This window comes from Pirellulales bacterium, from assembly GCA_019636335.1.
Taxonomy (GTDB): domain Bacteria; phylum Planctomycetota; class Planctomycetia; order Pirellulales; family JAEUIK01; genus JAHBXR01.
Genome location: JAHBXR010000005.1, coordinates 159,662 through 174,149, shown reverse-complemented (window position 1 = coordinate 174,149; position 14,488 = coordinate 159,662). Strand labels below are relative to the sequence as shown.

The 14,488-nt window shown below is 63.6% G+C and carries 12 protein-coding genes; 5 read left to right on the top strand and 7 right to left on the bottom strand.

The genetic code is table 11. The annotated features are described in order from the left end of the window. Positions 1-4: 4 nt before the first annotated feature. The 7 genes from KF708_07330 to flhA form a co-directional block, all read right to left on the bottom strand. Entirely contained in the window at positions 5-832 is an 828-nt protein-coding gene (locus tag KF708_07330) for a sugar phosphate isomerase/epimerase (protein MBX3412482.1), read from the bottom strand. 30 nt (positions 833-862) lie between these two features. Further along, positions 863-1,807, bottom strand: a complete 945-nt coding sequence (locus KF708_07325) for a site-specific DNA-methyltransferase (GenBank protein ID MBX3412481.1) — start codon at positions 1,805-1,807, stop codon at positions 863-865. Positions 1,808-2,037: 230 nt separating this feature from the next. Next, complete coding sequence (locus KF708_07320) at positions 2,038-2,832, bottom strand: FliA/WhiG family RNA polymerase sigma factor (protein MBX3412480.1); 795 nt, start codon at positions 2,830-2,832, stop codon at positions 2,038-2,040. Positions 2,833-2,936: 104 nt separating this feature from the next. Continuing rightward, a complete protein-coding gene (locus KF708_07315) occupies positions 2,937-3,185 on the bottom strand; it encodes a hypothetical protein (protein MBX3412479.1) in 249 nt (82 codons plus the stop codon). A gap of 141 nt (positions 3,186-3,326) precedes the next feature. Next, complete coding sequence (locus KF708_07310; protein MBX3412478.1) at positions 3,327-4,232, bottom strand: P-loop NTPase; 906 nt, start codon at positions 4,230-4,232, stop codon at positions 3,327-3,329. A gap of 62 nt (positions 4,233-4,294) precedes the next feature. Beyond that, entirely contained in the window at positions 4,295-5,422 is a 1,128-nt protein-coding gene (gene flhF / locus KF708_07305; protein MBX3412477.1) for a flagellar biosynthesis protein FlhF, read from the bottom strand. An 80-nt stretch (positions 5,423-5,502) separates the two neighbouring features. After that, a complete protein-coding gene (gene flhA, locus KF708_07300; protein MBX3412476.1) occupies positions 5,503-7,566 on the bottom strand; it encodes a flagellar biosynthesis protein FlhA in 2,064 nt (687 codons plus the stop codon). A gap of 366 nt (positions 7,567-7,932) precedes the next feature. On the opposite strand from flhA, the gene KF708_07295 reads away from it, so the two are divergent. From KF708_07295 to KF708_07275, 5 genes are all read left to right on the top strand, one after another. Beyond that, entirely contained in the window at positions 7,933-8,820 is an 888-nt protein-coding gene (locus KF708_07295; protein MBX3412475.1) for a sugar phosphate isomerase/epimerase, read from the top strand. A gap of 283 nt (positions 8,821-9,103) precedes the next feature. Further along, positions 9,104-9,664, top strand: a complete 561-nt coding sequence (locus KF708_07290; GenBank protein ID MBX3412474.1) for a GNAT family N-acetyltransferase — start codon at positions 9,104-9,106, stop codon at positions 9,662-9,664. Between the two features lie 123 nt (positions 9,665-9,787). Next, positions 9,788-10,993, top strand: a complete 1,206-nt coding sequence (locus tag KF708_07285) for an insulinase family protein (GenBank protein ID MBX3412473.1) — start codon at positions 9,788-9,790, stop codon at positions 10,991-10,993. Continuing rightward, a complete protein-coding gene (locus KF708_07280; GenBank protein ID MBX3412472.1) occupies positions 10,980-12,218 on the top strand; it encodes an insulinase family protein in 1,239 nt (412 codons plus the stop codon). The genes KF708_07285 and KF708_07280 overlap by 14 nt, the downstream gene beginning before the upstream one ends. A 1,033-nt stretch (positions 12,219-13,251) precedes the next feature. Beyond that, positions 13,252-14,445 (top strand): TIGR03032 family protein, encoded by a 1,194-nt coding sequence (locus tag KF708_07275; protein MBX3412471.1) that lies wholly within the window; start codon positions 13,252-13,254, stop codon positions 14,443-14,445. The last annotated feature ends 43 nt before the right edge of the window (positions 14,446-14,488 follow it).

Below are 14,488 nucleotides of genomic sequence, written 5' to 3'. Positions count from 1 at the left end.
GAATTCAACGCTCGGCAAGCTGCTCGAGACAAGCGCGCATATAGTCGATGCTCTCTTGCGCCAGCCGCTCGATGCCGGGCGAGTAGTCGAACACCTCGACCGAAACCCAGCCCTGGTAATCGACCTGCCCCAGGGCCTCGAAGATCGGCAGAAAATCGAGCTCGCCAAACCCGGGCCCCAGCTTGTTGGGATCGTTGGCGTGGAAATGAACCATCCGCGCGGAATGCTCGCGGATCAGCTCGGGAATCGGAATCGATTCGCTCGACATCGCCTTGCAGTCGAGGTGCAGGCGACAGTGGGGCGAGCCGACCATTTCGATCAGCCTCACTCCTTCGGCGGCGGTGTTCAGAAAGTTGCCTTCGGCCGGCCCTAACGGTTCAACTGCCAGGACGACTTCCTGTGCTTCGAACGCCGGTAACGCCGCGGTAAGGACATCGGTGGCGTGCGCGAAGGCCTCGTCCATGGTCATGCCCGGCACGACGTTGCGTTGTTGCGGCGAACCGAGCACCAGGATCGAGCCCCCCAAATCGCGACAGAGACGCGCCAGTTCACTGAGATAGTCCGCCGTTCGCTGACGTACGGCACGATCGGCGCTGGTCAGGTAAAATCCTTCGGTCTTGGCCAGCAGCCAGTGCAAGCCGACGACCGTGAGATCGGCGGCCGCGGCCTGGCGGCGAACCTCGTCGCGCTTGGCCGCCGAGATGCGGCGTGCGTCGGTATCGATCGTGAAGGGGGCGATCTCGATGCCCGAGTAGCCGCACTCGCGCGCAAAGGCAAAGGCCCGCTCGAAGGGCCAGTCGAGGAACGTCTCGTTGCAGATGGCGAATTTCATACACGTACGCTCGCGACGCGTTGGTTCGGCTCACACGCCGGGGAGTTTTTGCTGGCGTGGGGCGGCCTTGGCGCGAGACTTCTTTGGGGCGTAGGGCTGGGTGACGTCGGCCAGCCGTCGACCGTTGGCCGTGCTCGGCGCACTCACGGTTGGTTCGGCGGCTCCGACCAGCGGATCGCCGACCTTGATCGCGGCGAGCCGCGTGCGGACGTTTTCGGCGTAGTCGGGCGAAAGCTCGAAGCCAAAGTAACGCCGATCGAGCTTCTTCGCCACGGCCAAGGTGGTGCCGCTGCCCGAGAAAGGATCGAGCACGACTTCGCCCGGCTGGCTGCACGCGCGAAGGATGCGTCCCAACAGTTGCTCGGGCATCTGGCAGCCATGCCAGCCGGCGCGTTCCTTGAACGTGCCACAGACACGGGGGAAGTACCACGTGTCTTCGTCCGCCTGAAAGCCCTCGGGCAGATCCTGCGGACGCAAGATCCAGGTATCGTCCGGCAAGCGTCCCTTGGCGGCCGCGCGGCGATCGCCATACACCAACTGCCGCGCCGAGGGGACGCGCACCTCCTGATCGTTGAAGGTGAACTTCTCGGCGTCTTTGACGAAGTAGAACAAGTGCGCGTGCGAGCGGCTGAACTTCGTCTTACAGTTCACGCCGAACGTGTAATACCAGACGACCCAACTGCGGCAGGTGAAGCCGAGTTGCCGCGTGGCCTCGACCTTGAGTTCCGCGGCATACTCGTCACCAATCGCCAGCCAGAAGCTGCCGTCGGCCTTGAGCACGCGATGGATCTCGGCCATCCAGTCGCGGCACCAGTGGATGTAACGATCGCTCTCGAGCTTGTCGTGATAGACGTCGTAGTCGTAGCCGATGTTGAAGGGCGGATCGGCAAAAACGAGATCGATCGAGCCCTCGGCCAGATTTTTGAACCCGGCCAGACAGTCGGTCGTGACTACTTGATCCCAGCTTCGTGCCACCGGCTGGTACCTCCCTGTATGCGCCAAGACAAAGAGCCGGCGCGCCACGAACGAAGTGGCTACGCGGCTCGCAAGGCGGTCATGGTACCATGCGCCGGCGCGGTCGCAAACCGGCCGGCATGAACTCTTGATTGGCACAAGATCTTGGAAGTGGCTCAGGCTGCCGGCCTGGGCCGATTTTATCCAAGTTGTCTCGCCAGGGGCACGCTTTAGCAGGCCAGTACCGCGGTTCAGGTACCGAATTCCGGCCGGCGGCGCACGAGTTGCGACTGGAGCCGCTGCACGATCGAACTGTGCATCTGGCTGACGCGGCTTTCCGACAGATCGAGCGTGGCGCCGATCTCCTTCATCGTCAGCTCTTCGTAGTAGTACAGGATGATGATCAGCCGCTCGTTGCGGTTGAGACCCTTCGTCACCAGCCGCATCAGGTCATTCTTCTGAATGCGACGGGTGGGGTCCTCCCCCTTCTTGTCCTCGAGAATATCGATCTCGCGAACGTCCTTGTAGCTGTCGGTCTCGTACCACTTCTTGTTCAGGCTGATCAAGTTCACCGCGTTCGCGTCGAGCATCATCTTCTCGAGCTCGGGGACGCTGATGCTCATGTGCTGCGAAAGCTCCGCCTCGGTCGGCGTGCGGCCGAGCCGGGCCTCGAGCGTTTTGGTGGCTTCGTTCAGCTTGCTGGCCTTGGAACGCACGAGACGCGGCACCCAGTCCATCGTGCGCAGCTCGTCCAGCATGGCCCCGCGGATACGCGGCACGCAGTACGTCTCGAACTTCACGCCACGGCCGAGATCGAAGGCATCGATCGCATCCATCAGGCCGAAGACGCCGGCCGAGATGAGATCGTCGAGCTCGACGCCCTCGGGCAGGCGGGCCCAGATGCGTTCGCCGTTGTACTTCACGAGGGGCAAATAACGCTCGATCAAGCGATTGCGCAGGTCCTGGTTCTGCGGATCGCTCCGATAAGCATTCCACAGGTGCGAAACGTCATCGTCCTGCGCAGCGCGAGTCGTAACGGCCGTCATCGTCATGCCATCCTCCGTGATGTTGTTCGCTCGTGCCCGGTGGCGCTCGCCTGCCGCGAAGCCCTGGGCGGGGCATCATGCCCTGCTGCGATCGTGTTTCCGCGCTAACTCTTGGTCGTTCCCGTCGGGCTCGCCGCCAGGCGAGCCACTTCATCCGCCAGTTGAGCGCGGATCGATTGTTCGACGTTCCAGGCCGCCAGGCTGCCGATGACGTAGCCCGCGGCCGCAAAAATCACCAGCGCCGTGGCCGCTGACTGCACCATTCCCTCGGCGCTGGCTCCATGCGTCAGCCCGCGCGCCAGCACGGTAAAGAACGCAAGCAGCCCGAGTACTCCCGCGTAATTGCGACCCACGGGCGAGCTCTCCCGAGCGGCGTGCAAGTTCACCTAACCCGCACATTTTGACGCGATGAGGCATACTGACAGTGTTCATAGGTTATCGGTCGGAAGAGTCGTCTGGTTGAGTCGAACTTGGTTCACTTTTGCGAACGGCACTCAGCGCAACGAAAACGAATCGGACAACTGCCGCAGGTCCTCTTCGGTCGACCCCAGCAGCAGGTGCGGTGCGTTCGGTTGCTTCCCGCGATCGCTGGCCGGGCGCAAGAGCAGCTCGGCCAGGCGTTCGATCTGCAGCGTCGCCGCGGCGTTGGGGGCCTGCAGCGCGAGTGAGCCGCCGTAAGTGCGGCATTCGGCCACGCGAGGATCCGTAGGCACGTGCCCCACGGCGGCGATCGACCTGCCTAGAAATCGTTGACAGACTTGATCGAGTCGTGCCTGCACGGCCAGGGCAGTCTGCTCGTCGGCCAGATTCACGACCGAGTAGATCGGCAGTTCCGGTTTGCCCGCGTGCAGCACCTTGATCGAGGCATACGAATCGAGAATCGCGATCGGGTCGGGGGTCGTGACGATCAGCAGTTGCTCGGCCGCCTGACAGAACCTGGCCACCGTGCGATTCATGCCCGAGCCGGCGTCGATCAAGACGAAATCGGCATGCGCGCCCAATCCACGCAGTTCGTGCAACAGTCGATCCTGCGCCCCGGGCGAACAAGTGATGGCTTCCTCGGGCGACCACGGCCCCGGCAACACGAGCAGTCCGGCCGGTCCACGGGTGAGCACCTCGTGTACGTTATGGCGGCCGGCCAGGATATCGGCGATCGAGAGACGCGATTCGACCTGGCAGAGCGCGGCGCAATCGGCGCCATCGAGGTCGGCATCGACCAGCACGACGCGCCGACCCGACAGGGCCAGGGCCACCCCGAGATTGGTGGCGATCGTCGTGGTGCCCACTCCCCCCTTGCCACCGGCCACGGTGATGAGGCGCGGCGAAGTCGGCGCAAGATTCGACGTCGCGGCGCTGGTGCGGCGTACGAGTTCTCGAAGTTCATCTGCCTGATCGTGCATGTTGCCGGCCGATGCTGACAAAGGTTTCTGGTGGGCCGCCTGCCAAGGTCTGTGCGGTGCGCTTAGTCGTCGAGATCCACGTCGCCGAGCACGATGCTGGCGAGCTCGCGAGCATCGGCGGCCTCGATGTCGTCGGGCACGTTCTGTCCGTTCGTCACGTAACTCAACGGGAGTCCGGCCTCGCGGATTACGGGCAACAGGTTGCCCAGCCCCGTGGCCTCGTCGAGCTTGGTGAAGAGCAGCGACGTCGTGCCCGCCGTGGCGAAGCGTTCGGCCGTGCGCGCCAGGCTCGCCGCGCCGGCCACGCTGCTGAGGACGAGGTGTACCTCGTCGGCCCGCGCTTCTTGCAAGAAGACCTTGAGTTCTTGGATCTTCACTTCGTCGCGCGGGCTGCGCCCGGCGGTGTCCATCAGAATGAGCTCGAGGTGCTGCATCTGTTCGATCGATTTCCGCATCTCGCGCGGAGTCGACACGACGTGCATGGGCAGGTCGATGATGTCGGCATAGGTCCGCAACTGCTCGACCGCGGCGATGCGATAGGTGTCGACCGTGATCAGGCCGACGGCACGTTTTTCGCGCAGGCGATATTGGGCGGCCAGCTTGGCGACCGTGGTCGTCTTGCCGACTCCGGTGGGACCCACCAGGGCCACTACGCGGCATTGACCCGGCGTAACGCGAAGGGGGCCGCTGGTGCGGATATCGCCTTCGATCATGCGGCAGAGACGTCCGCGGACGAGGCGATCGTCTCCTAATTCATCGCGCGGGGCCTCGCGGCGCACGCGGTCGACCAGTTCGCGCGCCAACTCCTCGGGCACGTCCGCCTCGATCAGATCGGTGAAGATATGAAACAGCCGCTCGGGCAACTCGTGCGTCGAGGAATTCTGCGTGCGACGGCACAGGTCTTCGACCATGGCCTGTAAGTCGGCCAGTTGACTCTGCAGATGATCGGGGGGGGCAGCGGCAACGGCCATGGGCGCCGCAGCAACGGCCTGACGCGCCGGCAGCCGGCTCGGCACGTTGACGGAGTTCGACGCGGTGACCTCGATCTGGCGTGCTCCCGGCACGAGCCGGCGCAGGCCCGAGGCGCGCACCTCGCGCGTGTGCAGCACGGCGGCCTGCGGTCCAAGTTCCCGGCGGACCAGGGCCAGGGCCTCTTGCATGTTTGCGGCGCGGAAGGTCTTCAGCTCCATTCTTGCTCTCGCTAAATGGTGGCGACAATCTCGGTCATATCGCTTGTTTGGCTCGAACTCGACGCGTCAGGTTCGCTGCGTCAACGTGCGGGCGCTCCCTCGTCGGCAACCAACCCTACCGATTCGATCTGCGTATCACGGGTGACTTCGTTGTAGGACAGCACGACCAGCGCCGGCAGGTGCGTGGCGGTCAACTGCTTCAACCCCGCGCGGATCTGCGGGCTGGCGAGCACGACCGGCGGCAATCGTCGATTTGTCAACTTCTCGACTTCACGCCCCAGGAGGGCGCAGGTCTTTTCGACCGCCTGCGGCGACATGCGAATGAACAGGCCACGCTCGTTGTGCTCGATCCCGGCACGAATGCGATCTTCCAACGCCGGATCGAGCGTCACGACGTGCAGCACGCCACTGGCATCGCGGTAGCGGTTCGATATCACCCGCGACAGGCGATGGCGCACGTATTCGGTGAGCAGCACGGGATCTTTCGTGCGCCCGGCGTAATCGCCCAGCGTCTCGAGGATCGGCGCGAGTTGCCGAATCGGCACCCCCTCGCGCAGCAGCATCTGCAGGATCTGCTGCACTTCGGCCAGCTTCATCTGGCTCGGAATCAACTCGTCGACCACGGCGGGCGAGGTCGTCTTCAATTGATCGATCAGGTGCTTCGTGTCGTCGCGCGTCAGTAGCTCGTCGGCGTGCTTGCGCACGATTTCGGTCAGATGCGTGGCGATGACGCTCCCGGGCTCGACCACCGTGTAGCCGTTCATCTCGGCATGCTCGCGCTCTCCTGGTCCGATCCACATCGCGGGCGTGCCAAAGGCCGGATCGGTCGTGGGCGTGCCGTTCACGCGCCCCGTGGTAGCCTCCGACTCCATCGCCAGCAGCAGCCCGGGCATCACGTGGCCGGTTGCCACCGGCACGTCGGCAATCTTCAATCGATACATGGTCTGGTCGAGCCGCATGTTGTCGCGGATGCGGACCTTGGGCAGGATGATGCCCAATTGCGCGGCCACGTTTTGTCGCACGCGCTGAATGCGATCGAGCAGATCGCCGCCACGCTTGGGATCGGCGAGCCGAATCAGCCCCACGCCGATCTCGAGCTCCATCGGGTCGATGGTGAGAAAGTCTTCGACCTTCTCCTCGGGTCTCTTTTTGGCCTCGGCAGCCTTGGCTTCGGCCACGGCCGCGGCTTCGACGGTGCGCTTGGTGCGCGACATGGCCGTGGCGGCGATCAGGCATACGCCGCCGATCGAGAGCAGTGGGAGCTTGGGCAGTTCCGTGAAGACCAGCACGCTGAGGAATGCCGCCGTGACGATCAGGGCCTCGGGGCGCGACACGAGCTGCTTGAGGAACTCGCTCGGCAGGTTCGTGTCGCTCGTGCTGCGCGTGACGAGCAAACCGGCGGCCAGCGAGATCAAGAAGGCGGGCATCTGGCTGACCAGACCGTCGCCGATCGTCAATTTCGTGAAGATCTCGGACGCCTCGCTTACCGACATGCCCATCTGCAGCACGCCGATGACCAGGCCACCCACGATATTGATGAGCGTAATCACGATGCCGGCAATGGCATCGCCGCGCACGAACTTGCTGGCACCGTCCATGGCCCCGAAGAAGTCTGCCTGCTGCGTGATCTCGCTGCGGCGTCGTTGGGCCTCGTGTTCGTCGATGGTGCCGGCATTCAAATCGGCATCGATGGCCATCTGCCGTCCCGGCATGCCATCCAAGGCGAAGCGGGCGGCCACTTCGCTGATGCGCGTGGCGCCTTTGGTAATGACCACAAACTGGATGAGCACGATGATGGCAAAGATGATCAACCCGACCACGATCCGGTCGCCGGCGACGAATTCGCCGAAGCTGCGAATGACATCGCCCGCCGCTGCCAGGCCGTGCGTTTCGGCCCGCGTGAGAATCAGTCGCGTCGAGGCGACATTCAACACCAGTCGCCCCAACGTGGTGGCCAGCAACAAGGTCGGAAAAATGCTGAACTCGAGCGGGGTGCGCACGTAGATGGTGGTCAGTAACATGAGCACGGCCACGCTGATGTTGACCGAAAGCATGAAGTCCATCAGCAACGGCGGCATCGGCACCAGAATGACCAGCACGCTGGCAATGATCCCCGCAGGCAGGATCAATTCCCGCGCGGGCATCGAAAGCAGACGAGCACGTACTGGTGGCGCAGCCCCGGAAGGCATCCGTGTCTCCGGAAGGGCCTGAAACGGCCAAATGATTAGGTGGCAGACGTGAAGAGGGCGGGAAACTACTCGAAAGGCACACCACTGTCCAGGCCGGTTTAAAGTGCTCGATCGACGGTGTGAAGGTGTGATCTGGTCTTGACTTAAGACCACCCCGCGAGGCCCGAAAATGCTTGCCGAGCACGCCTCCGCGTGGTTACAACGGAGCCAAATTCAGCCGGCGTGTCGTCTGGCGCGACATCTCGCCCAGACAGGGCCCAAATCTATGGATCGAGGGGATCGAATCGAATGAATTGCCGAGCATCGCTTTCGCGACGGGACATGCTCCGTGTCGCCGGCCTTTCGTTCGCGGCCGCGGGCGCCGGGGCGCTAGCGCCGCTAGCAGGTCGCGCCGCGGAGCCGTCGAGCACACGCTATAAAAAAGCGGTCAAGATCGGCATGGTCGCCGGAAATCAACCGCTCGTCGAGAAATTCAAGCTCGTCAAGTCACTGGGCTACGACGGGATCGAGCTCGACAGCCCGAATGGCTTCCAGCGAGACGAGATCCTGCGCGCACGCGACGAGGCCGATCTGCCGATCCACGGCGTGGTCGACTCGGTCCATTGGCGCGATACGCTCTCCCACCCCGATCCGGAGGTGCGCGCCCGCGGCCTGGAGGGCTTGCGGACCGCCATTCGCGATTCAAAGGCCTATGGTGGCTCGACCGTGTTACTCGTGCCGGCCGTGGTGAATACGGAAGTCTCGTACGACCAGGCGTACGAACGCTCGCAGGCCGAGATTCGCAAGGCCCTGCCGCTGGCCGAGGACCTCGACATCAAGATCTGCTTCGAGAACGTCTGGAATCAGTTCCTGCTCAGCCCGCTGGAAACCGCACGCTACATCGACGAATTCCATTCCCCGTACGTCGGGGCCTACTTCGACGTGGGCAATGTGGTGAATTACGGCTGGCCCGAGCAGTGGGTCCGCATCCTCGGCAAACGCATCGTCAAGCTCGATATCAAGGAGTTCAGCCGCCAGCGACGCGACGCGGAGGGGCTCTGGAAAGGATTCGACGTTGAATTGGGGGAAGGGGACTGCAACTGGCCGGCGGTAATGGCGGCCCTGCGCGAAATCGGCTACGAGGGCTGGGGCACGGCCGAAGTACCGGGGGGAGATGCCGAGCGGCTACGCGACGTTGCGGCGCGGATGGATCGTTGTTTCGCCAGTTGAGCGGGCCGCTGCCGGGACGTGCGCTGGACGATTTGCCGCGTCCGGCTACGATTCTCCTGGCAGATCGGTGCTCGGGGTGTCGATTCGGGTCGCTACTTGGCGTCAAAAACCCTTTAATCGCATTACTTTGCAGCAAGTTGACCCTTGCTGATGCGAGGGGTAAATTGACCTAGCGGTTGCATCGAGGGCCCTGCCCTCGCTGTAAACGTGTGTCTCCCTGCCTGATTCGAACGCCGCAGTGCCGCGCCTTCGGCAGCCCAGCCTTTCTGGACGGTCTATGTCGATGGGTCTCACCTACTTTAAGCGTTACCGGATGGAGATCGACCTTGGGCGGCGCTCCCTACCTCAGGTGGAGTTGCCCGAGGGCTACCGGCTTCTTCCGTGGGACCGCTCGCTTCTCGAGTTCCATGCCGAGGCGAAGTACCTCAGTTTTCGGGCCGAGATCGACGCCAATGTCTTCCCCTGCCTGGGCGATTTGCCCGGCTGCCTGCGACTGATGAACGAGATCGGCACGAAGGCGGGGTTCCTGCCGGAGACGACCTGGCTGGCCGCCTACGACTGGCGGGCCGGTCAGCCCCCGGAGTACTGCGGCACGATCCAGGGAATCTGCGATCGCAGCGGATTGGGCGCCATTCAGAACCTTGGTGTCACGCCGGAGCATCGTGGACGGAACTTGGGGACATGCCTGCTTTTGCGGGCGCTCGACGGCTTCCGCCAGGCAGGGCTTTCGCGGGTGTTCTTGGAAGTCACCGCCCAGAATGCCGGGGCCATTCGGCTCTACCAGCACTTGGGCTTCACCAAGGTCCGCACCGTATACAAGGCGGTCGAAGTGGCCTACAGTTAGGCCCTTGTTCGCTGTCGCAGCCGACCTGTTCCTAGCCGCCTCCCGCAGGGGATCGGCGCTTGTTACGACTCTGCAAGGAGCCGCGTGAGCCCGTCTATTCGTTCGCACACGTTCGAGAACGGCCTGGTGCTCGTCGCCGAGCCGATGAATTGGCTGGAATCGGCCGCCTTTGCACTGATGGTGCCGGCTGGCTGCGTTCACGACGCACCCGGCCACGCCGGCCTGGCCACCCTCACCAGCGAGATGCTCACGCGCGGCGCCGGGCCGCGCGATAGTCGCCAGATGATCGAGGCGCTCGACAACCTGGGGGTCGAGCGGAGCGAAGGGGTCTCGGACGTTCATATCAGCTTCGGCGGCGCGACCCTCGCGAGCAGCCTGCCCGAGACGCTGTCGATCTATGCCGACATCGTCCGGCGACCCCACCTGGCGGCCGATCAGTTCGAGGCCGCCCGGCAGGTGGTCTTGCAAGAACTCGACGCGATCGAGGACGAGCCGCAGCAGAAGGTGATGCTCGAGCTGCGCCGGCGGCGCTATCCGCATCCCTGGGGCAAACCAAGCCTGGGGGATCGAGCCGGGCTGGAAGTATCGACCATCGCCGACGTGCAGCGGCATTTCTCACAACTGCTGCGCCCGAACGGCGCCATTCTGGGGGTGGCCGGCCGGTTCGATTGGGATGCGCTGCGCCGCGACGTCGAACGGTTGTTCGGCGATTGGAAACGCCAGGAGACGCCGATCATCACCACGGCGGAGGAATCGCGCGTCATCGAGCATTTGCCGCACGAGGCCAACCAGACGCAAATTGGCGTGGCCTATCCCAGCGTGCCCTACCGCGATGCGGACTACTTCCGTGCCTGGGCGGCCGTCGGGGCCCTGAGCGGCGGGATGAGCAGCCGCCTCTTTACGGAAGTCCGCGAGAAACGCGGCCTGTGCTACAGCATTTACGCCTCGTATCACACGTTGCGCGACTGGGGGAGCGTCTTGTCGTACGCCGGCACCAGTGCCGAACGCGCGCAAGAAACCCTCGACGTGCTGCTGGGCGAGTTGGTGAGGTTGTCGCAGGGAATCCTCCCCTCGGAGTTGATGCGGCTCAAGGCACGCATCAAGAGCTCGCTCATCATGCAGCAGGAATCGAGCTCGGCCCGGGCCGCCTCGCTAGCTCGCGACTGGTACCACCTCGAGCGCGCTCGATCGATCGAGGAAGTCGGGAAGCTGGTCGACGGGCTGACCTGCGAAACCATCAATGCCTATCTTGCCGAGCACCCGCCGGGCAACTTCACCGTGGTGACGTTGGGGCCACAGCCGCTGGAGGTCAACGTTGGAGTTTCTTAAGCACAAGCTGGCCAACGGGCTGGAAGTCGTGGCCGAGGTCAGTGGCGACGCCTACTCGACGGCGCTCGGCTTTTTCGTCCGCGCGGGCGCTCGCGACGAGTCCGACGACGTGGCCGGCGTGAGCCACTTTCTCGAACATATGATGTTCAAGGGAACGCCCACGCGCTCGGCCGACGACGTGAATCGCGAGTTCGACGAAATGGGGGCGCACTACAACGCCTTCACCAGCGAAGAGGCCACGGTCTACTACGCGGCCGTGCTGCCCGAGCATCAGACCGACGCCGTCTCGCTGCTGGCCGATATGCTGCGCCCCTCGCTGCGCAAGGACGACTTCGACACCGAGAAGCAGGTGATCATCGAAGAAATACGCATGTACGACGATCAGCCCCCCTTCGGGGCCGACGACAAGTGCAAGGCGGTCTACTTCGGCAAGCACCCCTTGGGACGTAGCGTGTTGGGCACGGTCGGCAGCATTACCGACTTGTCGGTCGAGTCGATGCGAGCTTATTTCGAGCGCCGCTACAGCCCGCACAATATCGTCCTGGTCGGAGCGGGGCGGATCGACTTCGACGAATTTATCGCCACGGCCGATCGCCTGTGCGGCGGCTGGCAGGACGTCAGCGCCGACCGACCCAACGTGAGCGTCTCCCCCTCGCCGTCGTTTCACGTGTTTCACAAGCCCTCTTCGACGCAGCAATACACGCTCTCGATGTCCCCTGCCCCCGCGGCCATCGACGCCCAACGCTTTGCCGCCAAGCTGCTGGCGGTGATGGTGGGAGATGACTCGGGCAGCCGCTTGTTCTGGGAGTTCGTCGATCCGGGGCTCGCCGAACAAGCCAGCCTGAGCCACTACGATTACCAGGACGTGGGGGCGTTTCTGTCGTACATGAGTTGCGATCCGGAGCGGGCCGAAGTGAATCTACGCCAGATGGCCGAGCTGTTTCGCCGCATCGATCGCGACGGGTTCACTGTGGCCGAATTGGAGCAAGCCAAACGTAAGACGAGCTCGCGCGTCGTGCTGGGCAGCGAACGTCCGCGGGGCCGGCTCTTCACCGTGGGCTCGAATTGGGTGCAGCGTCGCGAGCATCGAACCGTGCTCGACGACATCGAAGCCGTGGCCGCTGTCACGCTCGACGACGTGCATGCCTTGCTCAAGGCGTATCCGTTGTCGAAGACGACAACCGTGACAATCGGACCGCTCGAGACGTTGGGTTCTCCCAATTAGTCGGAGCTGAATCGAAGCGTGACAGACCGCCCCGCGTCATTGCCGGCACGATTCCCCACCTTCGGAGTATGCGAATCGTTCCATCTAGCCAACTCGGCCGCGGCTCCAAAATATCATTACCAAAAAGTAAGTGCGGCGTGCCTTGCCAAGCGCGCGCGAGCAGTTAGACTCAATCATGTGGCCGCGACTTTGGTCGCAACCACCGCCTCTGCAGGTCCCTGCCCCGCCTGCAGGGGCTCTTTTTTTGCGCGGTTGGTATCCTCGTCCGCGCGATCTTCCACATGCGATCGACGGGCGCCCCCTTTGCGAGTTGTATCGACCTCGGCTGGTCGTCGTGCAATGCGCCAGGCACCGCCACACCTCTCTCGCGCATGTCTCAGGCAGAAGTGAACTCGGCCAGGCGTGCGATCGGGCACGCTGCCAGGTGACTTCCGCCACTCTCAGGCAACGCGCCACCGTGCCCCGGCACGCCGTGGTGGAATCCGGGAGCGTGCTGCTTGACGAATTCCCCCTTCCAAAACATCATGAAATTCAGATGTTTTTGCGAGTTGTTCGGACGGAAATGCCTGGATCGACGGGGTAAAATCCACGGTTCAGGCGAGATTTTCGTTTGACAACCTGCGAGAGTTGGATTCCGATGGAGTTCAACCGTGGGGTCGAGGCTCCCGCCTTTTCCAGGGGGAAGACGGCATGAGTCTCGGTCCCGTTGTTTGGGAACAATGAGAAGGCTTTCTGCGCGCACATTCAGCGCGAGTTATGACGGCACGACCGTTCATCACATCGATTTGAGCTCGCGATCCCCCGGCGCATCATCGCCGGGCAAGATCGCCCACAGGCGCTGGGATGAGCCGGCGCTCACATCAACGAGTGTCGAAGCCACGTCGGGAGCTGCGACGGGGTGCGGCACACTACCGCTGGAACATCGCGTTCGCGCGTGCGCGCCCACCGCCACGCAAGCGTCGCGGCTGCGCCATCGCCCGGCCACGACCACCACCTGTTTTTGTGTGTATCCCGCGACCCTAGGAGGGGCATCTTGATGCAGCCCACGCCGTCTGACGTCACCCCGGATCGTATCGCCTGCAACGCCACCGATTCGTTCGCCGCCTGGCTCGCCAGCGCGCGCGGCACGGTCGCGATTTCCACCTACCAGGCTGGCAAGCTCGCCTTCGTCGGCTGGGATGGTCGGCAGGTGTCGCTCATGATGCGGCACTTCGACAAACCGCTGGGACTGGCGATCGACCGCGAGCGCATGGCGCTCGTGACGCGACACGAGCTGTTGTTCTTCGCCAATGCGCCCCTCCTGGCTCATGCCTATCTCGAAGATCAACCGGGACGCTACGACGCACTTTACCTGCCGCGCGCCTCGTACTTTACGGGCGACCTGCACGCCCACGATCTGGCCTACTCGCGCGACGGCCTGCTGATGGTCAACACGCGCTTTTCGTGCCTCGCCGGGCTGAGCAAGGATTTCAGCTTCGTGCCGTTGTGGCGCCCGAAGTTTGTCTCCGATCTGGTGCCCGAGGATCGCTGCCATCTGAATGGCCTGGCGCTGCGCGACGGCAAGCCCGCCTGGGTAACCGCGCTCGGAGAAACCGACACGGCAGGCGGCTGGCGAGACAACAAGGCCGCAGGCGGCATTCTGATCGACGTCGAGAGTGGCGAGATCATCAGCCGGGGCCTGTGCATGCCCCACTCCCCACGCTGGTACAACAATATGCTCTGGGTTTTGAACTCGGGCGAGGGGGAACTGTGCCTCGTCGATCCAGCCAACGGCGAGCGCCAGACCGTTTGTCGTTTGCCGGGCTACCTGCGTGGGCTCTCCTTCCTCGGCCCCTATGCCCTGATCGGCATGAGCAAGGTGCGCGAGAAGCACATCTTCGGCGGACTGCCCATTCAGCAGCGGCACGAGCAATTGCATTGCGGCGTGGCGGTCGTCGATTTGCGCTCGGGCACGCACGTGGGCAATTTTGAATTCACCGCCGGATGCACCGAACTGTACGACGTGCAGTTCCTGCCCGGCATCATGCGACCGACGATCCTGAACGCACAACAAGAAGCCGTGCGTCAGGCCGTCACGAATCCTGATTCGAGTTACTGGCTGCGCCCCAGCGCGGAGGTGAAAGAGGCTCCTTCCGCGACGGATGCAACACCAGCAGGCGAGGTCGAGGGAAACGCCAACGCCATGGCACTACCTGTCTTGGCGGCGGAAGCTTCCGCGGCGACGTAATCGACCCCGTAGCCAGCGACACCTGAGATTGGCACCAAGGAAC

Excerpts from the sequence above, each read along its gene's own strand:
- KF708_07310 (MBX3412478.1), bottom strand. The coding sequence starts at position 4,232 with ATGCACGATCAGGCAGATGAACTTCGAGAACTCGTACGCCGCACCAGC.
- flhF (MBX3412477.1), bottom strand. The coding sequence starts at position 5,422 with ATGGAGCTGAAGACCTTCCGCGCCGCAAACATGCAAGAGGCCCTGGCC.
- flhA (MBX3412476.1), bottom strand. The coding sequence starts at position 7,566 with ATGCCCGCGCGGGAATTGATCCTGCCTGCGGGGATCATTGCCAGCGTG.
- KF708_07290 (MBX3412474.1), top strand. The coding sequence starts at position 9,104 with ATGGGTCTCACCTACTTTAAGCGTTACCGGATGGAGATCGACCTTGGG.
- KF708_07330 (MBX3412482.1), bottom strand. The coding sequence starts at position 832 with ATGAAATTCGCCATCTGCAACGAGACGTTCCTCGACTGGCCCTTCGAG.
- KF708_07295 (MBX3412475.1), top strand. The coding sequence starts at position 7,933 with ATGCTCCGTGTCGCCGGCCTTTCGTTCGCGGCCGCGGGCGCCGGGGCG.
- KF708_07320 (MBX3412480.1), bottom strand. The coding sequence starts at position 2,832 with ATGACGGCCGTTACGACTCGCGCTGCGCAGGACGATGACGTTTCGCAC.